Source organism: Kosakonia quasisacchari (assembly GCF_004331415.1).
Taxonomy (GTDB): Bacteria; Pseudomonadota; Gammaproteobacteria; order Enterobacterales; family Enterobacteriaceae; genus Kosakonia; species Kosakonia quasisacchari.
In genome coordinates this window covers 1-25,459 of the sequence record NZ_SJOP01000031.1, presented here as the reverse complement: position 1 = coordinate 25,459, position 25,459 = coordinate 1, and the positions used below count along the sequence as shown (strand labels likewise).

Here is a 25,459-nt window from a genome sequence, read left to right as displayed (position 1 = left end):
TCCCACACCGGGAGGCCTTTTTTATTGATAACAATTAAAGACGAAAGGCAACAACATGACGGCTGAAAACCCCTTACTGGATTTACGCGTAAAGATCAGCGCACTGGATGAACAGTTGCTGACGCTGCTGGCCGAACGCCGCCAGCTCTCTGTTGAAGTCGGCAAAGCCAAGCTGGATTCGCACCGCCCGGTACGCGATATCGATCGCGAGCGTGATTTACTCGAACGTCTGATAGAACTCGGCAAAGCACATCATCTGGACGCCCACTACATCACCCGCCTGTTCCAGTTGATCATCGAAGACTCCGTTCTCACCCAGCAAGCTCTGCTCCAGCAGCATCTGAATGAAATTAACCCGCACTCAGCCCGCATTGCTTTTCTTGGCCCGAAAGGCTCGTACTCACATCTGGCTGCTCGCCAATACGCGGCACGCCATTTTGAGCAGTTCATTGAGAGCGGTTGCCTGAAATTTCACGATATCTTCAGCCAGGTAGAAACGGGCCAGGCCGATTACGCGGTTGTACCGCTGGAGAACACCACCTCCGGGGCGATTAACGATGTTTACGACCTGCTCCAGCACACCAGTTTATCTATCGTCGGTGAACTGACAGTTCCTATTGACCATTGCATTCTGGTTTCCAGCGCCACCGATTTAGAACAGATCACTACGGTTTACAGCCATCCGCAGCCTTTCCAGCAATGTAGCCAGTTCATTAACCGCTATCCGCAGTGGAAAATTGAGTATTGCGAAAGCACCGCCGCCGCGATGGAAAAGGTTGCGCAGGCGAACTCTCCACAGGTCGCGGCGCTGGGTAGCGAAGCCGGTGGCGCGCTGTATGGCTTGCAAGTACTGCAACGTAATCTGGCGAACCAGACGCAGAACATTACGCGCTTTGTCGTGCTGGCACGCAAAGCCATTGATGTTTCCGATCAAGTGCCGGCAAAAACCACGCTGCTGATGGCGACCGGCCAGCAAGCAGGTTCCCTGGTTGAAGCCCTGTTGGTGCTGCGTAACCACAATCTGATCATGACCAAACTGGAATCACGCCCAATTCACGGCAACCCGTGGGAAGAGATGTTTTACATTGACGTGCAGGCCAATCTGCAATCCGCACTGATGCAAAAAGCACTGCGCGAACTCACCGACACCGCACGTTCGCTGAAAGTGCTTGGCTGCTACCCCAGTGAAAATGTGGTGCCGGTCGACCCGGTTTAATCCTCTTTAAACAAAGGCTTCTTCATCCCTGCCACCGCCACGGGCAGGGTGAAGATCGCCCCCGACAGCGGATATTGAGCCACTTCGTCCGCCGTCATATTTTCCCGCGTGGTGGTGATAAATAGCGTTTTCATCTCAGGACCGCCAAAACAGACCATCGTCGGGCAACGAACCGGCAAGCGATACTCTGCCAGTTGTTCACCCTGCGGCGAAAAACGGGCAATGCGCCAGCCGTCAAACATCGCGCTCCAGTAACAACCTTCAACATCCATCGCCGCACCATCCGGAATGCCTTCCCCGGCGTTAAAGCGGCGGAAGACCTCACGTTTACCCGGCTCGCCCTGCTCATCAAGCGGCGTGCGGTAAATCACCGCGTTCGGCCTATCCGAAGTGAACATCCACTGTTTATCGTGGCTGAAAGCAAGGCCATTGGCACCGTGAATGTCGCACTGCAATACTTTGGGCGTGAGGTCGTTATCAATGCGCAACAGTAACGCGCCGTTGTAATCACCCGGCCCCCAAAATGTGCCCGCATAAAAACGGCCCAAATGATCGGTGCCACCATCGTTAAAGCGCGCCAGCTGCGGGTTTGAAGGATTATCACAGACTTTTTGTCGCAGCAAACCGCGTGCATCCGTCAGCCAGATGGCATTACGCATCGCCACGATAAAGCCGCCTTTCTCACGCAGCGCAAAGCAGCCCACTTCTTCGGCAAACGAGAGCACCGTATGTTCACCAGACGATAAGTGATAACGGTGGATCTCGCCTTCAATAATATCCGCCCAGTAGAGCGCCTGCTCCGCTTCGCTCCAGGTGGGGCATTCCGGTAAATGCCCGGTGTAATCAAACAGCGTGTGCAACTCAGCCATTGCGCATCCCTTAAATGAAAAAAGCCAGTGGGTTACCACTGGCTTTTCAGTATAAACGGCTTTTTCACTTACGGGCGGCTGTCGTTGGCCTGACGTAATAACACACGGCTTTCACTCTGGAAACGTTGGGCATAATCGCCAAACCAGTGCTCAACTTTGCGGAAGCTATCGATAAACGCCTGCTTATCGCCCTGCTCCAGCAGCCCAATCGCTTCGCCAAAACGCTGGTAGTAGCGTTTGATCAGCGCCAGATTACTGGACGACGACATAATAATGTCGGCGTACAACTGCGGATCCTGCGCAAACAAGCGCCCGACCATCGCCAGTTCCAGGCGATAAATCGGTGATGAAAGCGCCAGTAATTGTTCGAGCTGAACATTCTCTTCAGCCAGATGCAGGCCATATGCGAACGTTGCGAAGTGCCGCAGCGCCTGAATAAAGGCCATGTTCTGATCGTGCTCAACGGCGCTAATGCGATGTAAACGCGCGCCCCACACTTGAATCTGTTCCAGGAACCACTGATACGCTTCCGGCTGTCGGCCATCACACCAGACCACCACCTGCTTGGCCAGACTGCCGCTATCCGGGCCAAACATCGGGTGCAACCCGAGCACCGGCCCTTTGTGCGCCGTCAGCATCGCCTGTAATGGTCCGCTTTTCACCGATGCCAGATCGACCAGAATACAGTCATCCGGTAGAGTCGGGAGTTTGGCGATCACCTGCTCAGTAACGTGAATAGGCACACTCACAATCACCATGCCCGCATCAGCAAGCAATGCATCGGCCTGCGCCCAATCCTCTTTCTCAAGAATGCGCACCTGGTAACCGGAAAGCGTGAGCATTTTGGCAAACAGTTGCCCCATCTGCCCACCGCCACCCACAATCACCACCGGGCGTAGTTCTGGGCAAAGGGTTTTAAACCCTTTGTCATTTTCGCTTGAGTAGGATTCACGCATCACACGGCGCAGCACATCTTCAATCAGATCCGGCGGCACACCCAGTGATTCAGCCTCTTTGCGGCGCGACGCCAGCATAGTCGCTTCGCGCTCCGGTACATAAATTGGCAAGCCATATTTACTTTTGACTTCGCCAACTTCCGCCACCAGCTCCAGGCGGCGCGCCAGTAAACCCAGCAGCGCCTTGTCAACTTCATCAATTTGATCGCGCAGCGCGGTCAGTTCAGCAACCATAACACCCTCTTAAGCAAAACGCGCCGCCAGGCTGTTACGCAGATCGTTGTTGATTTCACGCAGCAGCGCTTCGGTCGCTTCCCAACTGATGCACGCATCGGTCACGGAAACGCCGTATTTCATCTCGCAGCGCGGTTGCTCAGAAGATTGATTGCCTTCATGAATATTGCTTTCAATCATCAGACCGGTAATCGAACGGTTGCCATCTTTAATCTGCGCCACCACCGATTCAGCAACGGCAGGCTGGCGACGGTAATCTTTGTTGGAATTACCATGGCTGCAATCTACCATCAGCGACGGTTTCAGTCCCGCCTGTTCCATCTCTTTTTCACACTGCGCGACATCCGCCGGGCTGTAATTAGGCGCTTTACCGCCACGCAGGATCACATGCCCATCCGGGTTGCCCTGGGTTTGCAGCAGGCAAACCTGGCCGGCCTGGTTGATGCCCACAAAGCGGTGCGGCATGGCAGCGGCGCGCATCGCATTGATCGCGGTCGCCAAGCTGCCGTCTGTACCGTTTTTAAAGCCAACCGGCATTGATAAACCCGAAGCCATCTCGCGGTGCGTTTGTGATTCTGTGGTTCGCGCACCAATTGCCGACCAGCTAAACAGATCGCCAAGGAACTGCGGGCTATTCGGATCCAGCGCTTCGGTCGCCAGCGGCAGCCCCATGCTGACCAGTTCAACCAGCAGACGACGCGCAATCTTCAGGCCTGCTTCCACATCAAACGAACCATCCATGTGCGGATCGTTAATCAGCCCCTTCCAGCCAACGGTAGTACGGGGTTTTTCAAAATAGACACGCATCACCAGGTAGAGGCTATCGCTGACCTCTGCGGCAAGGGCTTTAAATCGACGAGCATATTCAATCGCGGCTTCCGGATCGTGAATCGAGCAAGGACCGCAGACCACCAGCAGACGCGGATCGCGCCCGGCAATAATGTTGGAAATGGTCTGGCGGGACTGCGCAATTTGCGCTTCCTGCTCGGTGGTCAACGGGAAGGCCGCTTTTAACTGATCCGGGGTGATCAGCACCTGTTCATCGGTAATATGTACGTTATTCAGCGCGTCTTTTTGCATGATCAAAAATCCTGTATGGCTCGTTTGCGATAGTTGTTCCTCAAGTGAGGATGACGTAACGATACCACACCGGGTAAAGATTTCAATCCACATAACGTAACGATTACTTTACAAAAGCAAATTTATCGCGACTTTGTTGTCGCCATGTGTAATATTAACTTTACACATGGCGACATTTTGCGGCTAAATTTCTACGACAGCACGCCTGGCATGTTGTCTCCAGCGCACCGCATCAATCAGTATAAACAGCAGCAAGCTGGCTCCCATTACGGGTAACGCCAGCCCCAGCAACAGCGCCAGTAAAGCGCTCATTATCCGTCCTGATAGCGGTAAGCTCAGCCAACTGTACAGTAGCGTGCTCGCCGGATTTGCGTTCGCACTGGCCGGGCGGCGGATCCACCACAGCCGGTAGCCAATCACAATCATTACGCACAGCGCACAGCCAAAGGCAATCAGCAGCAATTGATTCGCCAGGCCAAACAGAATGCCCATATGGAAATCGACGCCCCAGCGCGTCAGCTTCGCCATCAGCGGGAAATCAGCGAACCTTGTGCGATCCACTACCGCCATCGTACTGCCGTCAATCGCCACCGCATCCACGCGCGTGGGCCAGCCGCGATCGATTTCAGTTACCGTCCAGGCTTTATCTGCACTGCGCGGCGGGCGGATCTCCAGCTTGCTGGCGGCGATCCCGGCTTGCCGCGCGCTGTGTAAGGCTTCGTCGAACTGCACCAGATCCAGCTGCATATCCGGCATATTCATGCCGTCGTGCATCATATGATGTTCCGCATGCGGATCGTTCATCTCTTGCAAGCCGTGCAGTTGCGTATTGACCTGCGGCGTCATCCAGCCAAACGCCGCTCGCAGGCTGTCAACATTGCCGCCCGCCCACTGCGACCAGGTCAGACCGGTGGCGGAAAATAGCAACATCCCGGCAAGCAAGATCCAACCTAAAGAGACATGCAGGCGACGATGATTCTGCACCGCGTTATTGATGCGCCGTTTCGGACGGGTAAAAAACCACAGCGCAATGCCACCGAGCGCGGCAACCCACATCCAGGACGCTGCCAGTTCACTGTAAATTCGACCAACATCGCCCAGCAGCAGCGAGCGATGGAAATAATCAATCCACTGGCGCAGCGGCAAAATTCCGCTGGTACCATAGACCGTCATATCCCCTTTCACTTGCAGCGTCACCGGGTCGATAAATATCGCGCGGTTCTCTGATGCGCCCAGTTGCGGGTCAGCAAACATCACGCGGGTTGTGTCACTCCCGGCAAGTCCGGGGCGCACCGCATGCAGACGCAAATGACCACCCGTTACGTGTTCAGCAACAGCGATTTGCTCGGCGAGCGGTTGCCGCGCCCCCTCTTCCACACCGTAAAGCACATCGTGATAGAGCCTGTTTTCCAGCTGTGGCGTCGCCACGTATAACGTGCCGCTCAGGGCGGCGACAAAAATAAACGGGCCGACAAACAGGCCAATGTAAAAATGCAGGCGTCGCAGCACACTAAGCCACGCCGCACGCGGAGTGCAGGTTGTCATACTTTTCCTCAGAAATAGCAAAAGGTTGCCGTTTCGCACAGGCGAACGGACATTTTTTTAGGGTCAGGAAAAGCAGACGCGCGGCGGGGCGCGGGTGTCAGGACAAAGCCAGGGAAAGAAGTGCCAGTGCCGAACGCGCTGGCGGGTAGCAGCCAGGCGGATGCGCAGCACACGACCAAGCAGCAGCAAAATAACGAGGAAGATAAGGGCGGGAACATGTGCCAGCAATACGCAGTAACCACAGGCCTCGGCGTGATCAAGCGGCATACTTTGCGGTGAATTTTGATGGTGCGACATCGGCTGCGATGAGACATCGTGATGTGCATGCATCGGCATGTTCATCTCGTGATGCATGCCGGGCATCGCGCTCATCGGGTCTTGCTGCAGCGAGACAGAAATCAGCGGCGCAACGAGGATCAGCAAGATCGCAAACAGCGCCAGCCCTGTGGCTGCGCGTTGTGCTGCGTATTGATGAAAAACGTACCTCACCACTTCTCCTCCCGGTCGAAGCGGCATTGTAAATTAAACATCACCAGAAAGTTAATTTACTTGTCGTTTTTCTGCGTGCCGAGTCGCAGCCCTCAGACATGTTTTTCCAGTGTGAAGACCACCACGCCATAGGGCATGATCTCCGCCACCGCACACTCAAAATCCACCGCACCGTTGGTGAGGCGCACTTTGCCGCCCGGCAGACGCACCACATCAAACACATCCAGCGTATCGTCAATACTGATAAACCAGCGGCCGTTGCCAATTTTTTGCGCGCGAGTATCCACCAGCCAGCCCGCATTCAGCCCTTCAATAAAATTCAGGCCGTCGGTGGAAGATGGTGCGAGGCTGCGATCCAGCGACCAGACTCCCGCTTCTTTTAGCTCGCCAGATTCATGGCGAAATTTCGGAATGCTCAGCGCCGCGTCATTATGCACTGTGTCCGCCGCTGCGGGGTACATTTCGCCTTTGCCCGTGGCCAGCCAGCCTAAAGAGACGCCGGTATCCAGTGCGCAAGTCACCACCACATCGCCAGGGAAAAACTCACGTCGCACCCAGGTGCTGATGGTGCCGGAAGAGATATCCAGTAAATCCCCCAGCTCTTTTTGCATCTCGAACCCGTACGCATCAAGGATACGGCGCAGCACCGGACGCCCGCCGGTCGACAAAATTTCGTCGTACAGCGCTTTGCCTTTCGGCACTGGCTTATCGGTTAATTTCGCATTTGCAAATTCACCATTCACCAGCCAGTGCAGGTCTGCGCCAGTGTCGAGTGCGCATTTGACCACCGCTTTATACGGCACGCTATCGCGCTGGATCCAGCTGCTGATATTGTTCGCCGGCACATCCAGCGCCTCCGCGAGCGCCTTCTGGCTGGAGACGGAATAGGACGCGGCAATGCGCTCAATCACATCCTGAACACTCATCTTGTTTTCACTCATGGACACCAACATCGAAAAAGTGATTTACACAATCGCATTTGCGATTTATATTGCTATGCATCGACCAAAAAGCACAGCTTCGCAGTACATTTTAAACAACAGGAGATAATGCGATATGTCAGATGCAAAATCAACGCCGTCGCATCCATTATCCGGCTTTCAAATGCAATCCAGGCGTTTTTCGCACAGCCGGACAAAGACATGGTTGCTAACCCTCTTTCCGGTGCCGTATGCATCGATTCGCGTATCGATACTTCCACTAATGAGTGAAAAAGTACCCGCGGCAATCCATAGCCAGAGCGAATGTCAGCGGGATCAGCAATACGCTAAGTACATATCGCTGAGCCGACTTATCGACAACGAGTCTGACACCCACGACACCGCAAAATGTCGCGATGTGCAGATGAATGCCAGCACCCTGCGCTTCGCCTTTACTCACCAGGAAAAGTGCTGCCACGGCGTTAAACACACTTTCAGCATGCCGTCATGATGATTTTGCTTTTGCAAGCCAACACTATCACAGGAGGGTTTATGGCTATCACATCCCCTGTCGTGCATGTTCCGCTTAACACGTCAGAGCGGCTAAGCGGGTTGAACCATATCGCCGAACTTCGCGGGCGCTTATGGGGCGATAACTGGAGCGACGTGGCACGCTTTATCGACGATCTGCGTGACCAGCGCGATGAACACGCAGAAGAGAATAACCGGGCGCTGGCGGCAATTTTCTTTCTCGCCAGAGTGCCTGCCGCGCGCCAGGCGCTCAACCCGCATGCATTAACGCGTGATGAGAAACGGGCGGTGATCGCCGCCATGAACCATTTCCGCGCGGTAGTAAGCCAGTTTCCGAAACGGCTCACCATGCCGCTGTAAACCCTAAATCCACAACCATGACGTCAACCCGTCGGGCATCCCTTTGCCCAAATTAAGGAGAAACACAATGAGAAAACAGCCACTCAACTCGCCGAACCACAGTCCAGAAGCTCTCGCGCTTCAGCTGGCACAAGCGCGCAACAATGAGCGTCTGCGCTGCGCCGGCGTTATCTCTGCCCGTCTGGACGCACTGGCCGCATTCATCACCTCGCAACGCCTTGAATGGCACGATGCCGCTGAATTGTTGCGCCAGGAAGCCAGCCACATCGACAACCAGGCGCAGGAGTTGCACTAATGGCCGACGAAATGGATCTCGCCCAGCAACGCGAGATAGAAGAGCGCGAACGACATATTCAGCATGCGCGTAATCGCTTGTTAGCCCCCTCAAGGCTGACGTGTGAAAGCTGCGATGCGCCAATTCCACAAGCGCGGCGCATGGCGCTGCCCGGCGTAACCTGTTGCGTTTGTTGCCAGCAGATTGCCGAACAGAAAGACAAGCACTACAGGAGATGCTAAGTGTCCGTCACCTGGGCTTATCCGTGGAATGCGCCGCGTTCAGCTATCTCCAGCCCCTTGCTCACTCATGCTGAGCTGCACCGCCGCAATCGTCATATTGCGGCGGTGTTGCAGGCGCGTCAGGCGCTGGCGCTACAGCCGGAGTGCGTGCGTATTTCGTTCACCCGTGCAGCGGATACGATAGAAAAAGAGCACGGCATGGCGCGTGCTGAGGCTTTTCTGCTGCATTTTTACCGCCGTATGCTGCCGAGGATCAACGCGGTGGCACAGCACTATCAACTGAGCCATTTACAGCCGCGCGTCTCCAAAGCGGTGTTCAATGGTCATTTCGACACGGTTATTCAGCAGGGGCTGGCGCACCGCTTAGTCTCGCTGTTTAGCCGCTATAACCAATTGCCGGATATGAACAAAGCCCCTGTCGACAGGCTGGCGGCAGACATCGCCAACTTTATTCGCGGCGAATTGGCAGAACACGACGACACAAGCGCAACGGAGCTGAAAACGCTGCATCGCTGGTATCTGCACGCAGGCACCATCGCCTTGCAATTTAACGTTACCCCGCCGCACTGGCAGCGCGTAACGCAAAAAGTCGTCAGAGCGGAAGATATCGCTCCGGCAATCATGCGCCTGTTCAGCGAACAGTGGTGGCGCGGACATCTGCGCAAAGCCGCCGCGCAGTGGCGCGAGCATTTGCATATTGCACTTGGCAATGTCAGCAAGAAAAAGCAGCCCTACGCCAGCGCGCAGTGCGTCGCCGCCTGGCGCGAGCAAAAACGGCGCAACCGTGAGTTTCTCAAAAGCATGGAGCTGGAAGATGAAGAGGGAAATCGCATTAGCCTTATCGATAAACACGACGGTTCAGTCGCCAACCCGGCGATCCGACGCTGTGAGCTAATGACGCGCCTTCGCGGTTTCGAAACCCTCTGCCAAAACCTCGGCTACGTAGGCGAGTTTTACACTTTGACAGCGCCTTCGGCCTGGCACGCGACGACGCGCGCGGGCTACCGCAACCGGAAATGGAACGGCGCCAGCCCGGCGCAAACCCAGAGCTATTTCACCGGTCTGTGGGCGCGAATCCGCGCGAAGCTGCACCGCAACGGATTGCGCGTTTTCGGCATTCGCGTGGCGGAGCCCCATCACGACGGCACTCCGCACTGGCACCTGCTGCTGTTTATGCAGCCGCAGGAGGTTTCCCGCGTGCGCGAGATCGTGCGTGATTTCGCCTGCCAGCAAGACCACCACGAGCTGAGCAGTGCGAAAGCGCAACAGGCACGCTTTCACGCCGAAACTATCGATGCGTTAAAAGGCAGCGCGACGGGTTATCTGGCGAAATATATCGCTAAAAATATCGACGGTTATGCACTGGATGGCGAAACCGACGTTGAGAGCGGCGCATTGCTAAAAGAGAGCGCCTGCGCGGTCTGTGCATGGGCCACGCGCTGGCGTATCCGCCAGTTTCAGTTTATTGGCGGCGCGCCGGTCACCGTTTATCGCGAGCTACGCAAACTGACCGATAACGATGCCGCACGCGGATTAAGCGTGGAATTTGCACAGGTGCATGAAGCCGCCGATTGCGGCGACTGGGCAGGTTATGTCAACGCGCAAGGTGGGCCGTTCGTTAAACGCGATGAGGTGCAGGTGCGCACCCTTTATGAAGCAGACGGCGATATGAATCAGTATGGCGAAGAGACGCTGCGCGTACGCGGAGTGTATGACAACGCGGTTGGGAGCGGTTCGCCGCTGCTGACGCGGCTGAAAAAGTGGAAGATCGTGCCGAAGCGTGCGCAGGAAAACGTGCCGAACACCGCCCTTTCTTGGAGTTCTGTCAATAACTGTACGCACTTCGAGCCGGGTAAGCTGTTAAACAGGCGCCAACGTCGGCAACTTACCGCCTGGCTGCGCAGCGATATTCTGCAGGCGCGCAAACACACGCCAAAAAGCGCTATCTGTACTGGCAGAAATATCAGGGAAATAGCTGGAAACACTGGGTTTGAGGCGCTACCAGAAAGCCACAATGGTTTTCTTTATCAGCAACATAGAGATGGAAAGAAATAATTATCGCTTCCCATTAATAATCGGCCTATGATACTGTATAAACATACAGTACAAGAAATTCATGAGAGGGATTCATGGTCTCTGAGCGACTAAATCAGACTCAGCACAAATGGGCATGCGTGCAATTCATTGCCGAGGTGTCTTTGCTGGCTAACTGCAAACCGTCCGATCTGAAACTGGCGCTGAGTCTGATTGCGGACCTGGCCAACAGCGAAAACACCACCGACGAGGATGAAAACATTTTCTACCAGGCCGAATAGCGCCCCACCACATCCCCTCCCGGCAGTTAGCGCTGCCCTTCCCTTGATGCGCCAGCGGCAGTGCTGCCTGGTGCATTTGTGCTTTGCTTTTCTCCCTGCGCACACCTGTTGTGCCAGCGCTTAACCAGCCCCGAAAGATAGCGTCCATCGCCTGTGGTCAGGAAACTTAACCATGGGGAAAAACCTTCCTGATGGAAAGAGACGCGAACGATGAATGTGAAAACACAACAAGGCGATACCCTCGACCTCCTTTGCCTGCGTTATTACGGGCGTACCGCATCAGTGGTCGAAACGGTGCTCGCCGCCAACCCAGGGCTCGCCGATCTGGGCGTTATTTTGCCTTATGGCACCACGGTCAACCTGCCGGAAGTACAGACGCAAACTATCAAAGAGACGGTGAATCTATGGGGCTGACCATCGAAAAAGTCACCTCATCGCTGGCGTACTGGATAAGCGTGGCGCTGACCTTTTTTGGCGCCATGACCCCGCAAGACTTCGCCGCCTATTTTGGCGCGCTGGGCGTTGCCGTTACCGTGGCGGTGAACTGGTACTACCGCCGCAAAAGCTATCTGTTCCTCCAGACCTGCGCGTCAACCCAGGAGGTGATGAATGGGATTACCCGTAAAACGCTGTAGCGCGGCGGCGGTGTTGGCGCTGGCGGTGTTATTGCCAGATTTCCGCTTACTGAAAACCTCGCCGCAGGGGCTGGCGCTGATTGCCAATCTTGAAGGTTGCCGCCTGCGCCCCTACCAGTGCAGCGCCGGAGTCTGGACATCCGGCATTGGCCACACTGCGGGCGTTATACCAACGCGCGATATCAGTGAAAAAGAGGCGGCGAGCAACCTTGTCGCCGACGTATTACAGGTTGAGAGCAGGCTGGCACAGTGCGCACCGGTAACGATGCCGCCGCAGGTGTATGACGCGGTGGTCAGCTTCACCTTTAACGTTGGCAGCGGCGCGGCTTGCCGCTCAACGCTGGTTTATTTTCTCAACAAAAAACAGTGGCAACAGGCCTGCGATCAGCTGCCGCGCTGGGTGTTTATCAAGGGCGTGCGTAACGCCGGGCTGGAAAACCGCCGCCAGCGCGAACGCGGCTGGTGCCTGCAGGGGGCGCAATGAATGTTCGCCTCATTGCCCTGCTGATAGCCTCGCTCGGCCTGTTATGGCTGGTGCAGCAAAACCACTCGCTGAGCGCCTCGCTGGCGCAATCCCGCCAGCTTACGCGTGAGCAAAACAGCGCCATTACGCAGCTAAAAGCGCAACTGAGCGCCGCCACAACGCTGGCAGATAAAAACCAGCAGGCGCAGGTCGCACTGCGTTTACAACTGGATGCCGCCAGCACGCAAGCGGTGCGGCGCGAACAATCTATTACGAGGTTACTCAATGAAAATGACGCGTTTCGCCGCTGGTACAGCGCTGAGTTACCTGATGCTGTGCGCCGGGTGCACCAGCGCCCCGCCTGCCCTTCCGCCGGTCACTGTTTACAACAGTTGCCCGCTGGTCAGCCTGTGTCCGATGCCGGGAAGTACTCCGCAAACTAACGGCGATTTGAGCGCCGATATCCGCCGGCTGGAGCTCGCACTGGAACAGTGTGCGCTCCAGGTCGAAACCCTTAAACATTGCCAGGATGAGATCAATGCTAAAACCCAATACGCTGCGCACCGCGCTGACTGACGCCGTTCCGGCGCTGCGCGATAACCCCTCAATGCTGCGCCTGTGGGTGGACAAAGGCAGTAATACCGCCACCCTCGCCAGCTCTCTGTCATTTGAAAAACAGTTCAGCCTCAATGTCGCCGTCAGCGGTTTTGCCGGTGATATCGATGCGCTGTTTGTGCCGGTGATGGCATGGCTACGTGATAACCAGCCCGACATCCTCACCACCGAAGCCGGTCGCAAAGGCAGCTTCAGTTGGTCGCTGGTAGCGAATACCGATAGCACGCAGGATCTGACAATGGTGCTGCAACTAACTGAGCGCACCAGAGTGACGGAAATTGACGGTACGCTGAATGCTGAAACGCTGCCGGAACCGCTGCCACCCGCGTTTGTGACTCGCCCGACCGAGCTTTATATCAACGGTGAGCTGGTGAGCCGCTGGCCTGCCTGAATCGCCCTGCGTTGTGTCAAAAACCGGACAGCCTTGTCCGTTTCTCAACGCCCGTCACGCATAGGATGATTTCCGTTATGAATAGACAACTCTCGCTTCAGGAACTGGCCCGTTTGCTGCGCAATATGATCCGCACCGGGATAATCGTTGATATCGATCTGAACAGCGGGCGCTGCCGGGTGCAGACCGGTGGCCTCGTAACACAATGGTTGCAATGGTTAACGCACCGCGCCGGACATTCACGGAGCTGGTGGGCACCCTCCGTTGGCGAACAGGTTTTGCTGCTGGCGGTCGGCGGCGAACTCGACACCGCGTTCGTGCTGCCGGGGATCTTCTCCGATGACAATCCGGCCCCTTCGGCATCCGCCGACGCCTTGCATGTCGCCTTTCCCGATGGCGCTGTCGTCGAATATGAACCGAAAACCAGCGCGTTAACGGTGAGCGGCATTAAAACCGCCACCATCAGCGCCTCGCAATCCCTAACCGCCACCGTGCCGGACGTGCGGGTGACCGCCACTACCCGCATCACGCTGGATACGCCGGAAGTGGTCTGCACCAACAAGCTCATCACCGGCACGCTGGAGGTGCAAAAAGGCGGCACGATGAGCGGCAACATCGAGCACAGCGGCGGTTCACTGACCTCCAACGGCAAAGTGTTGCATACCCATAAACACCCCGGCGACAGCGGCGGCACAACAGGAGCGCCTTTATGACAGTTCGTTACAGCGGGTTAAACCGCAGCACCGGCAAGCGTCTTACCGACACCGAGCACATCCGCCAGAGCATCAGCGATATTTTGCGCACGCCGATAGGCTCCAGAGTAATGCGCCGCGATTACGGCTCGTTGCTGTTTGAGATGATCGACCAGCCGCAAACCCCGGCGCTGACGCTGCAAATCCAGGCCGCCTGTTACATGGCGCTGTTGAAATGGGAGCCGCGCATCACGCTAAGCGCGGTCACCACCGAGCGCCAGTTCGACGGCAAATTGCTGGTCAACCTGACCGCGCAACTCGCCAGCACCGGCGAATCCCTTTCGTTAACCCTTCCAGTGAGTTAAAACCATGCCGATTATCGATCTGAGCCAACTGCCGGCGCCGGATGTGGTCGAGGAGCTTGATTATGAGGCTATCCTCAACGACCGCAAAGCGACGCTGATTTCCCTGCTTCCCGCCGATGAACAAGAAGCACTGGCGCGCACGCTGGCGCTGGAGTCCGAACCGCTGACCAAGTTTTTGCAAGAGAACGCCTACCGTGAAGTGATGTGGCGCAGCCGCGTTAACGAAGCGGCCCGCGCGGTGATGTTGGCTTACGCCGCCGGCAACGATTTGGATGTAATGGCCGCCAACAGCAACACAGCACGGCTGGTGATTTCGCCCGCCGACGACAGCACCATTCCACCAACACCAGCGGTGATGGAGTCTGATAAAGATCTGCGTCTTCGCGCGCAACAAGCGTTTGAAGGGCTTAGCGTCGCCGGGCCGGAAGGCGCTTACGAGTACCATGGTCGTAGCGCCGATGGACGCGTTGCCGATATCTCGGTCATCAGCCCGAACCCGGCGTATATCACCATTTCCGTGCTGTCCCGCGAGGGAGATGGCAGTGCCAGCGATGAACTGATCGCCATCGTGAATAAAGCACTAAACGCCGAAGATGTGCGCCCGGTGGGCGACCGCGTGACGGTGCAAAGCGCGGAGATTGTGCCCTACCAGATTAATGCCACGCTCTACTTCTACCCAGGGCCGGAATCGGAACCGATTCGCCAGGTGGCTGAACAGCAGCTAAAAGCCTATATCAACGCGCAACGGCGTTTAGGGCGCGATATCCGCCAGTCGGCGATTTACGCCGCGCTGCATGTCGAAGGCGTACAGCGGGTAGAACTGAGCACACCGCAAAGCGATCTGGTGCTGGCAAAAAATCAGGCCTCTTACTGCACAGCCTGGAGCATTACCGCCGGAGGCACTGATGAGTGATGACCGTCTGTTGCCTGTTGGCTCATCCGTTCTTGAGGTGGCAGCGGCAAAAGCGGCGGCAGACATTGAGCGCGTGCCGGTGCCGCTGCGCACGTTGTGGGATCCACAAACGTGCCCGGCGGAGCTGCTGCCTTATCTGGCCTGGGCGCTCTCCGTCGACCGCTGGGATTTTAACTGGCCCGAAGCGACCAAGCGCAAAGTGATTACCGCTTCATTCTTCGTTCATCAGCACAAAGGTACGCGCAGCGCGCTGCGCCGGGTGGTTGAGCCGCTCGGTTTTCTGATTGAGCTGCGCGAATGGTGGGAGGACAACGCCGAACCGGGCACCTTTAAACTGGTGATTGGCGTGCAGGAGAACGGCATTACCGAAGAGATGTACCTCGAACTGGAGCGGCTGATTAATGATGCCAAACCGGCGAGTCGCCACCTGACCGGGCTAAACATCAGCCTGAGCAGCAACGGAGAGTTTTATGTCGGCGCCGGTTGCTACCTGGGCGAAGAGCTGACCGTCTACCCCTACACACCGGAAGAGATCACGGTCGGCGGTGAGTATTACCCTGCTTCAGCGGTTCACCTGATTGATGATGTCATCATCTCTTAACCACGCCACATCAGACAAAACGGGCTGCGGCCCGTTTTTTTTTACCCGCCTCGTTGTGCCAGCGGGCAGCCAACCCCGCCTGATAGCGTTCGCCTGTCGCTGAACGGAAAATGACTTCTGCACTGATTCATCACCCAACAACCTGAGAGTTAACGCATGACTGCAAAATTCTTTGCCATTCTGACCAATCAGGGGGCCGCGAAGCTGGCGAACGCCGCGTCGCTTGGCACAAAGCTTAACCTTACGCAGATGGCGCTCGGCGATGCCAATGGCATACTGCCCACGCCCGATGCGGCGCAAACTCAGCTGATTAACCAGAAGCGAATTGCCCTGCTGAACCGCCTCTCCGTTGATCCGAATAACACCAATCAGATCATTGCCGAACAGGTGATCCCGGAAAACGAAGGCGGGTTCTGGATCCGTGAAATTGGCCTTTACGACGATGACGGCGTGCTGATTGCCATCGCCAACTGCCCGGAAACCTATAAACCGTTGTTGCAGGAAGGCAGCGGACGCACACAGACGATTCGCATGGCGCTGATTGTTTCATCAACGGCAGCCGTGACGCTGAAAATTGACCCATCGGTGGTGCTGGCCACGCGCCAGTATGCGGATGATAAAGCGAGAGAGGTGAAAGGCTATGCCGATACTCTTCTTGCCGCTCATCTGGCTGCCGCAAACCCGCATCCACAATATCTCGCAGTCTCGGATATCAATAACTACCTTCCTGTCGGCGTGCCGATTCCTTATCCAGCCGCGACCCCGCCAACTGGCTGGTTCAACTGTAATGGCTCCGCATTTGACAAAACAAAATACCCAATTCTGGCATCGCTTTTTCCCACGGGGAGTCTACCCGATCTTCGTGGTGAGTTTATTCGCGGCTGGGATAACGGACGCAACGTGGATGCAAACAGGGCATTAGGGCAATGGCAAAGCGATGCGGTGCAACAACATACCCATGACTACTTCACCATTTTACCGCTCGTAGATACTGACCGAGGAGGTGGACCTTCACTCTTTTCACTCGATAACTCAACCTGGTCGACCACGAATGGTGTCGGCGGCGGCGCACGCGTCGCTTCAGAAACACGTCCACGCAATATTGCGTTTAACTACATCATGAGGGCAGCATAATGGAACAAGCCGTACTGAACGACAACCTGATTGCAATCAAAGCAGGTTACATCACCGTCTATCATTACCGTGAAACGACCCGTGAATATCTCGCGCCATCAGAAGAGTATTTGGCTATTGGTCTCGGTATTCCTCGTTTCTCCACTATCGAAAAACCGGGAGAGAGTAAAGCGGGCTTCGCTATCTGTCGCACTGTTGCGCTGGATGCCTGGGAGTACGTTCCCGATCATCGTGGCGAGACGGTGTATGACATCAATACGAAGCAGAAAAGAGAAATTACCGAATTAGGCAATTATCCTGCGGATGTCACACCGCTTGCCCCTTCAACGCCTTATGACAAGTGGGATGGTAGCCAGTGGGTGACCGATCAAGCTGCGCTGATTGCTATCGCAGAAGCCCAAAAAACACAACTGCTCAACGAAGCCAAAAACACCATCAGCCTGTGGCAGACCGAGTTGCAGCTCGGCATCATCAGCGATGACGATAAAGCCCGGCTGATTGCCTGGTTGCAGTACATCAAGCTGCTCCAGGCGGTGGATACCGCAACGGCACCGAATATCAACTGGCCGCAACAGCCGCAATAACACCAGACGGGCTACGGCCCGTTTTTTCATTTGCAGTTGTCCTGCCTGCAAACCAACCCCAACCGATAGCCCTGCCCGATGCGCTCACCGGAAAATAGTGCCCACGTTTCCGACAACTGAGAGTGAACGCATGACCGCGAAATATTACGCCATTCTGACCAATCAAGGTGCAGCGAAGCTGGCAGCAGCCACCGCGCTTGGCACGCAAATCCATATCACACAAATGGCCGTCGGCGACGGCAATGGTTCCCTGCCAACGCCCGACGCCACACAAACCCAGTTGCTCAACCAGAAGCGCATCGGTGCGGTGAACACGCTCACTGTCGATACGGCCAACACAAATCAGATCATTGCCGAACAGGTGATCCCGGAAAACGAAGGGGGTTACTGGATCCGCGAAATGGGGCTTTTTGATGACGATGGCGTGTTGATTGCCATCGCCAACTGCCCGGAAACGTACAAGCCGTTGTTACAGGAAGGCAGTGGCCGCACGCAGACGATTCGTATGGCGCTGATTGTTTCGTCAACGGCGGCGGTAACGCTGAAAATCGACCCGTCGGTGGTGCTGGCGACGCGTAAATATGTCGACGATAAAGTTATCGAGGTAAAAGCCTATTCCGACGAGCTGGTGAAACAACACCTTTCATCAGCAAACCCTCACGTTCAATATCTGCTAACTAGCAAAGCCTTAAAAGAGCTGCAATCGGCGGGGCTCGTTGATGAGGCTCTCAAAAATCTTGGTTTGGGAGCAGCGGCAGAACGCAATGGAATAACGGGGTCTGTTGCGGATGCAGGGTATTTAAAATTTCCGATGAAAGATGGCAACACCATAAGAACAGTAATCCTGCAATGGGGGACGGTCTCAAATGGAGGAACCGGAGTAACAGGTGCTACAACCTATCCAATTGTTTTCCCCGGCGGCATTCTTGGCGGTCTTCTTACCGGATTAGATACTACAAATGGAGGATTTAGCGCCTCATTTGGGCCTCGTGACGTAACAGGATTTACAGCAACTTTCCGCGACGTTTCGAATGCCGCTTACCCGCATGTGCCGACACGATTACAGACAGCAACTTACTGGATGATGGGGTACTGATAATGCCTAAATATATTTATAGTCCATTGCGTAATTTATTTTATGACGCTGATTTAGAGAGCGGGTATTCAGTCTCAGGCGCATGGCCTCCTGATGCTATTGAAGTGCCGGAAAATGTTTTTTTAACTTATACCGGCCTCCCTCCTGAAGGGAAAAGGCGCATAGCAGATAATGAGGGGATGCCTGTCTGGGATGACGTACCGCCACCAACTCTCGAGCAATTTGTCGCGGCGGCTGAGCTGAACAGGCAGAAACTCGTTGATACAGCAATGCAGTCCATCAGCGTCATCCAGCTAAAGCTACAGGCTGGCAGAACGCTGACAGAAACAGAAACGACGAAACTGAACACTGTGCTGGATTACATCGACGCGGTGAACGCGTTGGACGTGTCAACCGCACCGGACATTAACTGGCCTGTCCTGCCAGGCGCTCAGGTCAGTTGAGATCAGACGCAGTGGAGGTTACAACGCCCTTCACCGCTTTGATGCATTTTATCCAGGCAGTTACGGGGTGATTGTTATCGGGGTGTATACATGCAAGAAAATATTCGGTCGTGAATAGGATATTCAGGATATCCCCACCTCAAGCCTCAATAACGAATTTTCACTGGCCGGAAAAACCGCAATAACAAACAACATCCAACGGGCCCCGGCCCGTTTTTTTTGTCTACCGTGTTGTTTCATCCCCACGCCAACCCCGACAAATAGCGCGTTAGCGCTGCGTTCGGGAAAATAGCTCTCACCCCAACACCACGGAGTTAAACGGATGAGTGACTACCATCATGGCGTTCAGGTCGTTGAAATTAACGACGGCACACGCGTCATTTCCACTGTCTCAACCGCCATCGTCGGCATGGTTTGTACGGCCAGCGACGCCGATGCGGCAACCTTTCCACTGAATGAACCGGTGCTTATCACTAACGTGCAAAGCGCCATTGCCAAAGCGGGCACCAAAGGTACGTTGGCATCGTCCTTACAGGCGATTGCCGATCAGGCGAAACCGGTGATCGTTGTGGTACGTGTCGCGGAAGGTAGCGGCGACGATGCCCAGGCGCAGACGATTTCCAACATCATCGGCACTACCGATGCAAACGGGAAATACACCGGCCTGAAAGCGCTGCTGACCGCTGAAGCGGTGACCGGCGTGAAACCGCGTATTCTTGGCGTGCCGGGTTACGACACCCAGGAAGTCGCAACCGCGCTGGCCCCCATCTGCCAGAAGCTGCGTGCTTTCGGTTACGTCAGCGCATGGGGCTGCAAAACCATTTCGGAAGCGATTAAGTACCGCGAGAATTTCAGCCAGCGCGAGCTGATGGTGATTTGGCCGGACTTCCTCGCCTGGGATACCGTCGCTAACGCCAGTACCACGGCATATGCCACTGCGCGCGCACTCGGCCTGCGCGCTTATATCGACCAGTCTGTTGGCTGGCACAAAACCCTGTCTAACGTCGGCGTTAACGGCGTGACCGGCATCAGCACACCGGTGTTCTGGGATTTGCAGGAATCCGGCACCGATGCAGATCTGCTGAACCAGGCAGGCGTCACTACGCTGATTCGTAAAGACGGCTTCCGTTTCTGGGGCAACCGTACCTGCTCGGATGATCCGCTGTTCCTGTTTGAAAACTACACCCGCACCGCGCAGGTCATTGCCGACACCATGGCAGACGCGCATATGTGGGCGGTGGACAAACCGATTACCGCAACACTTATCCGCGACATCATCGATGGCATTAACGCGAAATTCCGCGAGCTGAAAAGCAACGGTTACATCGTGGATGCGACCTGCTGGTTCGACGAGTCCGCGAACGACGCCGAAACCCTGAAAGCCGGGAAACTGTATATCGATTATGACTATACGCCGGTCCCGCCACTGGAAAACCTGACCTTACGCCAGCGCATCACCGATAAGTACCTGGCGAACCTGGTTTCCTCGGTTAACAGCAATTAAGGAGCCTGATAAATGGCAATGCCGCGAAAACTGAAATACATGAACGTGTTCCTCAATGGCTACAGCTACCAGGGTGTCGCCAAATCTATCACGCTGCCGAAACTGACCCGCAAGCTGGAAAACTACCGCGGTGCAGGCATGAATGGCGTCGCACCGATTGATATGGGTCTCGATGAAGAGGCGATGTCAATGGAGTGGTCGCTGGGCGGCTTCCCGGATGAAGCCATCTGGGAACTGTATGGCGCAACCAGTGCCGACGCGGTGCCGATCCGCTTCGCGGGCTCTTACCAACGCGATGACACCGGTGAAACGGTGGCGGTTGAAGTGGTTATGCGTGGCCGCCAGAAAGAGATCGACACTGGCGAAAACAAGCCGGGTGAAGATACGGAATCCAAAATCTCCGTGGTTTGCACCTACTTCAAGCTGTCCATGGATGGCAAGGATCTGGTGGAAATCGATACCGTCAACATGGTTGAAAAAGTGAACGGCGTCGATCGTCTCGAACAGCACCGCCGCAATATCGGCCTGTAATGCCCACCCGGTCAGCCTGGCTGGCCGGGTTTTCCCCCGCAAAAGCAACGAGGATTTGTATGAGCCACGAAACTGATAACGTCATTACCCTGCAAACCCCGATTAAACGCGGCGAGCAGCTTATCGACTCGCTTACGCTGATGAAACCCAACGCCGGTACGCTGCGCGGTCTGAGTCTGGCGGCGGTGGCAAATGCCGAAGTAGACGCGCTGATTAAAGTGCTGCCGCGTATTACCTCGCCTTCGCTTACCGAGCAGGAAGTGGGCGCGCTGGATCTGGCCGATATGGTTGCGCTGGCGGGCAAGGTGGTCGGTTTTTTGTCACCAGCTTCGGGACAGTAAATTTTCCGGCCAGGCTGTCGGTTGACGATCTGATGGCGGATATCGCGGTGATCTTCCACTGGCCGCCATCAGAGCTCTACCCCCTGAGTCTGAGCGAACTCATCACCTGGCGCGAAAAAGCGCTGCAGCGAAGCGGAAACATGTATGAGTAACAGCGTTAATATCGAGGCCCTGCTCGCTGCTGTTGATCAGGCGAAGCGGCCCTTTCAATCCCTGCAGACGGCAAATGTATCGCTGGCTGACGGCATCAAAGAGACGGAGAAAAACCTGCGTGGCCTGTATAGCCAGGCTGCGCAGATTGACGGATTTACCCGCACACAAAGCGCACTTAACGGCGTTAGCCAGCAGCTAAAGATCGCCAAAGCGAGCACGCAGGCGCTGGCTTTCGAACTGAAAAAAATCGATAAACCCAGTGAAGCGCAGATAACTGCGCTGGATAAGGCACGTGCCAACGTGAGCGCGCTGAAACAGCAGCACGACAGTTTACGCCAGTCGGTGAAAAACCAGCGGCAAACATTGCAACAAGCGGGGATCAGTACCCGTGCGCCTGCAACAGCGAAACAACGCCTGCAGCAGAACATCAGCAGCGCTACCGAGCAGCTGTCGAGCCAACAGCAAGCGTTAAAGCAGGAGAACCGCCAGCAGCGGCTGGTGAAAATCAAGGAGAGCCAACAGTCGATTTTGGGCGTGGCGGGGAAAGTATCCGCCGTCGGCAAGACCGGGATGTCGATAGCGACCACCGGCATTAATCTTGGTAAAAAATTGCTGCAGCCGGGATATGAAGCGTCACTGCAAACGCATTCAGCCGTGCCACCTGCAACACCGGGCAGCGCTGTCGCTTCACTGCAAACTCGTACCGCAGCGCCGGGCACCGCAGCCGCAAGCCAGCAGCAGAGAGCGGGGAGCCTCGCACCGGCTGTCGCCGCCCGAAACAATAGTACCAGCGCTCCTGCTCCGGCGGCTGCGATGCAGAATAATGCCGGCAATCTTGGCACGGATTTAGAAGCGCTACAGGCGGCTTATCAATCCCTGAGCGTGGATATTTTCGCCACCCAGGAGTCGTCGCTGCGCATGCTGGTGCAGACCGCGACCGGTTATCTCGGGCAGCTTCAGCAGTGGGTACAAAACAACCAGGGGCTGGTGCAAAGCTTTGGCCTGATTGCGACGGTGATCGTCGGCATCGCCGGGGCAATCGGCACTGTCGCAAGCGTGATTGCGCCGGTCTTTACAGGGATCAGTACACTTATCACCATTGCCACGACTTTTGGCAGCGTGTTTACCACCGTTTGTGGCGGGATCATGGCAGTTATCGGCGGACTCACATGGCCAATTGTTGCCGTGGTGGCCGCCATCGCCGCTGGAGCCGCGCTGATTTATAAATACCGGGAGCCCATCAGCGCCTTTTTTAGCGGCGTGATTGAGGGGATCGTCGCGGCATTTGCCCCTATTGCAGAAATGTTTGCGCCATTACAGCCGGTTTTCGATGCCATTGGCAGTGCACTGCAAACGGTGAAAGACACTTTCAGCGAGCTGCTGACGCCAATCAAGGCCAGCGAGGAGACGCTCACACAATTCGGCGATGTCGGGCAGACTGTCGGTAAAGCACTTGTTAATGCGTTCACCTGGCCACTGAACCTCTTCCGTTCACTCAGCGAGAGCGCCATGGGGTTGCTGGAGACGCTGGGCATTATCGATAAAAAACCCGCACTGGCGCTTAAACCGTCGATCGAGCAACCCGCCACAGGAGGCGTATCCAGCTATATCCAGCCCACCAGTTCACAACCGGGGTACAACGCCTATCAAATGGCGCGCCCGTCTACAGGGAGTTCTTACCTCGACCAAAGCCGTACGGAATATAACGTCACGCTACAGGGCGATGTCACACCGGGCAGCAACAACGAACGTTATTTGCAGGATCTGTTCCGCCAGGATGCCGACAACCGGCGCAACAACGCCTTATCCCAATTCAACCCGTAAGGAGAGTTCGCATTATGATGCTGGCATTGGGGCTTTTTGTTTTCATGCGGCAGACGCTGCCGTTCCAGAATATGGATCGTACCTCAGCGTTTAACTGGAAGAACAACGCGCGCGTGGGTAAGCGCGCGGCGTTCCAGTATCTCGGTCCTGGGGAAGAAACCATTGATATCACTGGCGCACTCTACCCGGAACTGACTGGCGGTGTGCTGTCGCTCGCGGCGGTCCGGCTGATGGCCGATCAAGGTCGTTCGTGGCCGCTTATTGACGGAACTGGAATGATTTATGGCATGTATGTCATAAGCAGCGTCATCGAAAAAGGTTCTGAGTTTTACAGCGACGGTTCACCGCGCAAAATCAACTTCACCCTGAAACTCACGCGTGTTGATGAATCGCTGGTCGCCCTGGCGGGCGACCTTCAGGAGCAGGGTGAACACCTGCTCAGGAGCGCGACGAATATGCTGGGGAACCTGTGATGATTGACGTACTCACCCAGGATTTGGGGCGAACGAGTGTCCCCCTGTTTACGCTGAAGCTAAAGCAGAAACAGCACGATCCGCAGCAAGCGCAGAAACAGGAAGTAAAAGACATTACCTATGATATCGCGCCTCGCCTGATAGCGTTAACTGTCACCGATAATCGCGGGTTTGAGGCCGATACACTAACGCTAACGCTGGATGATGCCGACGGGAAAATCCAGATGCCGCAGCGCGGTAATGAAGTCAGCGTCGCCATTGGTCGGCAGGGAGAACTGCTCACCAATATGGGTACGTTTACCATCGATCAGGTGACGCACAAGGGGACGCCGGATCAGGTGATTGTTACCGGCCGCAGCGTCGATTTTCGCGGCAATATGAATAGCCCAAAAGAGTGGTCATGGCATGACACAACGCTTGGCGAAGTAGTCAAAGATATCGCCTGGCGTAATTCACTGAGCGCCAGTGTCGCGCCAGCGCTGGCAAATATAAAAATCGCCCATATCGACCAGTCTAATGAGTCCGACATCGGCTTTCTTACCCGGCTGGCAACTCGCAACGGTGCCGAAATCGCCGTGAAATCAGGTACGCTGATTTTCCTTGTTCCAGGCATGTGCGTTCGGGGCGGCAAGATTGTTCCTTCCGTAACGATCACCCGCAGCGATGGCGATTCACACGAGTTTACCCTTGCCGATCGCGCAGCTTACAGCGGTGTTATTGCCCACTGGCAAGATACCAAAGCGCCAAAAGCGCAGACGAAGCAGATAAAACTGACGCGCAAAGCCGCGACAACCAGCGATGCAAAACGAGAAGCGACGGATTACACCGCTGGCTCAAAAGATAATGTCTTTACCCTGCCGACGACGTACGCGTCTAAAGATGAAGCCATGCGGGCTGCAGAAGCGCAGTGGCAAGAGATCCAGCGTAATGCGGCAAAATTTACGCTCACTCTCGCTCAGGGGCGCACCGATATCTCCGCAGAAAGCCCTGTGTATGTTTCGGGCTTTAAAGATGCGATCAACAACACACCCTGGGTGATTAAAAAAGTGACACATGGCATTAATAGTAATGGTTTTATTAGCCAACTGGAGCTGGAGGTGCGAGTTGATGGTGTTGAATATGAAGTGGAAGAGTAGTGTCAAATGCATTCTTTAACTTGCATTTGCGAGTTAAAGAGATAATATAGCTGGCATATACACGAGGGAGAAACCACCATGATGCATTGCCCGGTATGCCAACAAGCGGCGCACGCGCGCTCCAGTCGCTACCTCAGTTCTGAAACCAAAGAGCGCTACCATCAGTGCCAGAATATTCACTGCGGTTGTACGTTCGTCACCCATGAGTCGCTGGCGCGTTATATTGTCCGTCCGCCGGCGCTGCAAGTGAGCGCGTCCCACGCCGGGAAATAATTCGGCGAAATACTCAAAAGCCTGCGTCAGCAGGTTTTTTATTTCGGCATCGATAGCGGGTAATGAAAAGATAGTGACGTGGGCACGGTGCGATCACAGAAAGTAAAAAACGCTGATACAGAAAGTGCCCTGGCTTCACCCTTGAGACATAACGAAACCTTAAAAGAAGCGTCTGCCCGTTTTGTGAGAAGGAAACCCAAAGATAAAAATTCGACACCAGAATCTGTTGACGGGATTACTTACAGGACGCGCTTTTCTGTG

At 55.4% G+C, this 25,459-nt stretch carries 36 protein-coding genes and 1 other annotated feature (1 of these 37 cut by a window edge); of the genes, 30 read left to right on the top strand and 6 right to left on the bottom strand.

Annotated elements, in window-relative coordinates; genetic code table 11:
* Positions 1 to 25, top strand: a sequence feature (Phe leader region) (it extends 101 nt beyond the left edge of the window).
* Positions 26 to 55: 30 nt separating this feature from the next.
* Complete coding sequence (gene pheA, locus E0L21_RS23015; RefSeq protein ID WP_131413597.1) at positions 56 to 1,216, top strand: bifunctional chorismate mutase/prephenate dehydratase; 1,161 nt, start codon at positions 56 to 58, stop codon at positions 1,214 to 1,216.
* Here the strand turns inward: pheA and E0L21_RS23010 are convergent.
* From E0L21_RS23010 to E0L21_RS22985, 6 genes are all read right to left on the bottom strand, one after another.
* On the bottom strand, positions 1,213 to 2,085 hold the full coding sequence (locus E0L21_RS23010; RefSeq protein ID WP_131413596.1) for an SMP-30/gluconolactonase/LRE family protein: 873 nt from the start codon (positions 2,083 to 2,085) through the stop codon (positions 1,213 to 1,215). The genes pheA and E0L21_RS23010 overlap by 4 nt on opposite strands.
* A 68-nt stretch (positions 2,086 to 2,153) precedes the next feature.
* Positions 2,154 to 3,275: a bifunctional chorismate mutase/prephenate dehydrogenase gene (tyrA, locus tag E0L21_RS23005; protein WP_131413595.1), complete on the bottom strand. Its 1,122-nt coding sequence runs from the start codon at positions 3,273 to 3,275 to the stop codon at positions 2,154 to 2,156.
* A 9-nt stretch (positions 3,276 to 3,284) separates the two neighbouring features.
* Positions 3,285 to 4,355: a 3-deoxy-7-phosphoheptulonate synthase AroF gene (gene aroF / locus E0L21_RS23000; RefSeq protein ID WP_131413594.1), complete on the bottom strand. Its 1,071-nt coding sequence runs from the start codon at positions 4,353 to 4,355 to the stop codon at positions 3,285 to 3,287.
* A gap of 183 nt (positions 4,356 to 4,538) precedes the next feature.
* Positions 4,539 to 5,900, bottom strand: a complete 1,362-nt coding sequence (locus E0L21_RS22995; RefSeq protein WP_131413593.1) for a PepSY-associated TM helix domain-containing protein — start codon at positions 5,898 to 5,900, stop codon at positions 4,539 to 4,541.
* A gap of 63 nt (positions 5,901 to 5,963) precedes the next feature.
* The gene (locus E0L21_RS22990) at positions 5,964 to 6,389 is read right to left on the bottom strand and encodes a DUF2946 domain-containing protein (protein ID WP_407928691.1); all 426 of its coding nucleotides are present in this window, start codon (positions 6,387 to 6,389) and stop codon (positions 5,964 to 5,966) included.
* A 92-nt stretch (positions 6,390 to 6,481) separates the two neighbouring features.
* Positions 6,482 to 7,330: a phage repressor protein CI gene (locus E0L21_RS22985; RefSeq protein WP_131413591.1), complete on the bottom strand. Its 849-nt coding sequence runs from the start codon at positions 7,328 to 7,330 to the stop codon at positions 6,482 to 6,484.
* A 115-nt stretch (positions 7,331 to 7,445) separates the two neighbouring features.
* Here E0L21_RS22985 and E0L21_RS25125 point away from each other — a divergent pair, with 115 nt between their 5' ends.
* From E0L21_RS25125 to E0L21_RS25115, 29 genes are all read left to right on the top strand, one after another.
* On the top strand, positions 7,446 to 7,820 hold the full coding sequence (locus E0L21_RS25125; RefSeq protein ID WP_208430935.1) for a hypothetical protein: 375 nt from the start codon (positions 7,446 to 7,448) through the stop codon (positions 7,818 to 7,820).
* 41 nt (positions 7,821 to 7,861) lie between these two features.
* Entirely contained in the window at positions 7,862 to 8,200 is a 339-nt protein-coding gene (locus E0L21_RS22975; protein ID WP_131413590.1) for a DUF5347 family protein, read from the top strand.
* A 67-nt stretch (positions 8,201 to 8,267) separates the two neighbouring features.
* Positions 8,268 to 8,495, top strand: coding sequence for a DUF2732 family protein (locus E0L21_RS22970; protein WP_131413589.1), 228 nt, complete (start codon positions 8,268 to 8,270; stop codon positions 8,493 to 8,495).
* Positions 8,495 to 8,716 carry a TraR/DksA family transcriptional regulator gene (locus E0L21_RS22965; RefSeq protein ID WP_131413588.1) on the top strand — a complete coding sequence of 74 codons (222 nt, stop codon included), beginning with the start codon at positions 8,495 to 8,497 and terminating at the stop codon, positions 8,714 to 8,716. Before E0L21_RS22970 ends, E0L21_RS22965 begins: the two co-directional genes overlap by 1 nt.
* Entirely contained in the window at positions 8,717 to 10,771 is a 2,055-nt protein-coding gene (locus tag E0L21_RS22960; RefSeq protein ID WP_131413587.1) for a replication endonuclease, read from the top strand. It begins immediately after the preceding gene.
* A 74-nt stretch (positions 10,772 to 10,845) separates the two neighbouring features.
* Positions 10,846 to 11,031: a hypothetical protein gene (locus E0L21_RS22955; RefSeq protein ID WP_131413586.1), complete on the top strand. Its 186-nt coding sequence runs from the start codon at positions 10,846 to 10,848 to the stop codon at positions 11,029 to 11,031.
* Between the two features lie 210 nt (positions 11,032 to 11,241).
* Positions 11,242 to 11,445 carry a tail protein X gene (locus tag E0L21_RS22950; RefSeq protein WP_020454780.1) on the top strand — a complete coding sequence of 68 codons (204 nt, stop codon included), beginning with the start codon at positions 11,242 to 11,244 and terminating at the stop codon, positions 11,443 to 11,445.
* Positions 11,436 to 11,666 (top strand): HP1 family phage holin, encoded by a 231-nt coding sequence (locus E0L21_RS22945; protein WP_131413585.1) that lies wholly within the window; start codon positions 11,436 to 11,438, stop codon positions 11,664 to 11,666. The genes E0L21_RS22950 and E0L21_RS22945 overlap by 10 nt, the downstream gene beginning before the upstream one ends.
* The gene (locus E0L21_RS22940; protein ID WP_131413584.1) at positions 11,641 to 12,150 is read left to right on the top strand and encodes a lysozyme; all 510 of its coding nucleotides are present in this window, start codon (positions 11,641 to 11,643) and stop codon (positions 12,148 to 12,150) included. Before E0L21_RS22945 ends, E0L21_RS22940 begins: the two co-directional genes overlap by 26 nt.
* Entirely contained in the window at positions 12,147 to 12,572 is a 426-nt protein-coding gene (gene lysB / locus E0L21_RS22935; RefSeq protein ID WP_131413583.1) for an Rz-like lysis system protein LysB, read from the top strand. Before E0L21_RS22940 ends, lysB begins: the two co-directional genes overlap by 4 nt.
* Positions 12,460 to 12,705, top strand: coding sequence for an Rz1-like lysis system protein LysC (lysC, locus tag E0L21_RS25305; protein ID WP_235855286.1), 246 nt, complete (start codon positions 12,460 to 12,462; stop codon positions 12,703 to 12,705). Before lysB ends, lysC begins: the two co-directional genes overlap by 113 nt.
* Positions 12,668 to 13,135, top strand: coding sequence for a phage tail protein (locus E0L21_RS22925; protein ID WP_131413581.1), 468 nt, complete (start codon positions 12,668 to 12,670; stop codon positions 13,133 to 13,135). Before lysC ends, E0L21_RS22925 begins: the two co-directional genes overlap by 38 nt.
* Positions 13,136 to 13,212: 77 nt before the next feature.
* The gene (locus E0L21_RS22920; protein WP_131413580.1) at positions 13,213 to 13,848 is read left to right on the top strand and encodes a phage baseplate assembly protein V; all 636 of its coding nucleotides are present in this window, start codon (positions 13,213 to 13,215) and stop codon (positions 13,846 to 13,848) included.
* Positions 13,845 to 14,192: a GPW/gp25 family protein gene (locus E0L21_RS22915; RefSeq protein ID WP_131413579.1), complete on the top strand. Its 348-nt coding sequence runs from the start codon at positions 13,845 to 13,847 to the stop codon at positions 14,190 to 14,192. The genes E0L21_RS22920 and E0L21_RS22915 overlap by 4 nt, the downstream gene beginning before the upstream one ends.
* Before the next feature lie 4 nt (positions 14,193 to 14,196).
* Positions 14,197 to 15,105 (top strand): baseplate assembly protein, encoded by a 909-nt coding sequence (locus tag E0L21_RS22910; RefSeq protein ID WP_131413578.1) that lies wholly within the window; start codon positions 14,197 to 14,199, stop codon positions 15,103 to 15,105.
* Positions 15,098 to 15,706 carry a phage tail protein I gene (locus E0L21_RS22905; protein WP_131413577.1) on the top strand — a complete coding sequence of 203 codons (609 nt, stop codon included), beginning with the start codon at positions 15,098 to 15,100 and terminating at the stop codon, positions 15,704 to 15,706. The genes E0L21_RS22910 and E0L21_RS22905 overlap by 8 nt, the downstream gene beginning before the upstream one ends.
* 156 nt (positions 15,707 to 15,862) lie before the next feature.
* Entirely contained in the window at positions 15,863 to 16,840 is a 978-nt protein-coding gene (locus E0L21_RS22900) for a phage tail-collar fiber domain-containing protein (protein WP_131413575.1), read from the top strand.
* Entirely contained in the window at positions 16,840 to 17,424 is a 585-nt protein-coding gene (locus E0L21_RS22895; protein ID WP_131413572.1) for a tail fiber assembly protein, read from the top strand. The genes E0L21_RS22900 and E0L21_RS22895 overlap by 1 nt, the downstream gene beginning before the upstream one ends.
* A 130-nt stretch (positions 17,425 to 17,554) precedes the next feature.
* A complete protein-coding gene (locus E0L21_RS25300) occupies positions 17,555 to 18,520 on the top strand; it encodes a phage tail protein (protein ID WP_165501943.1) in 966 nt (321 codons plus the stop codon).
* A gap of 2 nt (positions 18,521 to 18,522) precedes the next feature.
* Entirely contained in the window at positions 18,523 to 18,963 is a 441-nt protein-coding gene (locus E0L21_RS22885; RefSeq protein ID WP_131413570.1) for a tail fiber assembly protein, read from the top strand.
* A 322-nt stretch (positions 18,964 to 19,285) separates the two neighbouring features.
* Positions 19,286 to 20,467: a phage tail sheath protein gene (locus E0L21_RS22880; protein ID WP_131413568.1), complete on the top strand. Its 1,182-nt coding sequence runs from the start codon at positions 19,286 to 19,288 to the stop codon at positions 20,465 to 20,467.
* A gap of 12 nt (positions 20,468 to 20,479) precedes the next feature.
* Positions 20,480 to 20,998, top strand: a complete 519-nt coding sequence (locus tag E0L21_RS22875) for a phage major tail tube protein (RefSeq protein ID WP_131413566.1) — start codon at positions 20,480 to 20,482, stop codon at positions 20,996 to 20,998.
* A 59-nt stretch (positions 20,999 to 21,057) separates the two neighbouring features.
* Positions 21,058 to 21,339 carry a phage tail assembly protein gene (locus E0L21_RS22870; protein ID WP_131413564.1) on the top strand — a complete coding sequence of 94 codons (282 nt, stop codon included), beginning with the start codon at positions 21,058 to 21,060 and terminating at the stop codon, positions 21,337 to 21,339.
* Between the two features lie 32 nt (positions 21,340 to 21,371).
* Positions 21,372 to 21,491, top strand: coding sequence for a GpE family phage tail protein (locus tag E0L21_RS22865; RefSeq protein WP_131413561.1), 120 nt, complete (start codon positions 21,372 to 21,374; stop codon positions 21,489 to 21,491).
* Positions 21,484 to 23,316, top strand: a complete 1,833-nt coding sequence (locus tag E0L21_RS22860; RefSeq protein ID WP_131413559.1) for a phage tail tape measure protein — start codon at positions 21,484 to 21,486, stop codon at positions 23,314 to 23,316. The genes E0L21_RS22865 and E0L21_RS22860 overlap by 8 nt, the downstream gene beginning before the upstream one ends.
* 14 nt (positions 23,317 to 23,330) lie before the next feature.
* Positions 23,331 to 23,789, top strand: a complete 459-nt coding sequence (locus tag E0L21_RS22855) for a phage tail protein (RefSeq protein WP_131413557.1) — start codon at positions 23,331 to 23,333, stop codon at positions 23,787 to 23,789.
* Positions 23,789 to 24,925 (top strand): phage late control D family protein, encoded by a 1,137-nt coding sequence (locus E0L21_RS22850; RefSeq protein WP_131413555.1) that lies wholly within the window; start codon positions 23,789 to 23,791, stop codon positions 24,923 to 24,925. Before E0L21_RS22855 ends, E0L21_RS22850 begins: the two co-directional genes overlap by 1 nt.
* A gap of 78 nt (positions 24,926 to 25,003) precedes the next feature.
* Positions 25,004 to 25,198: an ogr/Delta-like zinc finger family protein gene (locus E0L21_RS22845; RefSeq protein WP_017459926.1), complete on the top strand. Its 195-nt coding sequence runs from the start codon at positions 25,004 to 25,006 to the stop codon at positions 25,196 to 25,198.
* A 78-nt stretch (positions 25,199 to 25,276) separates the two neighbouring features.
* A partial coding sequence (locus tag E0L21_RS25115) for a hypothetical protein (RefSeq protein WP_208430934.1) occupies positions 25,277 to 25,459 on the top strand: 183 nt, incomplete at its 3' end.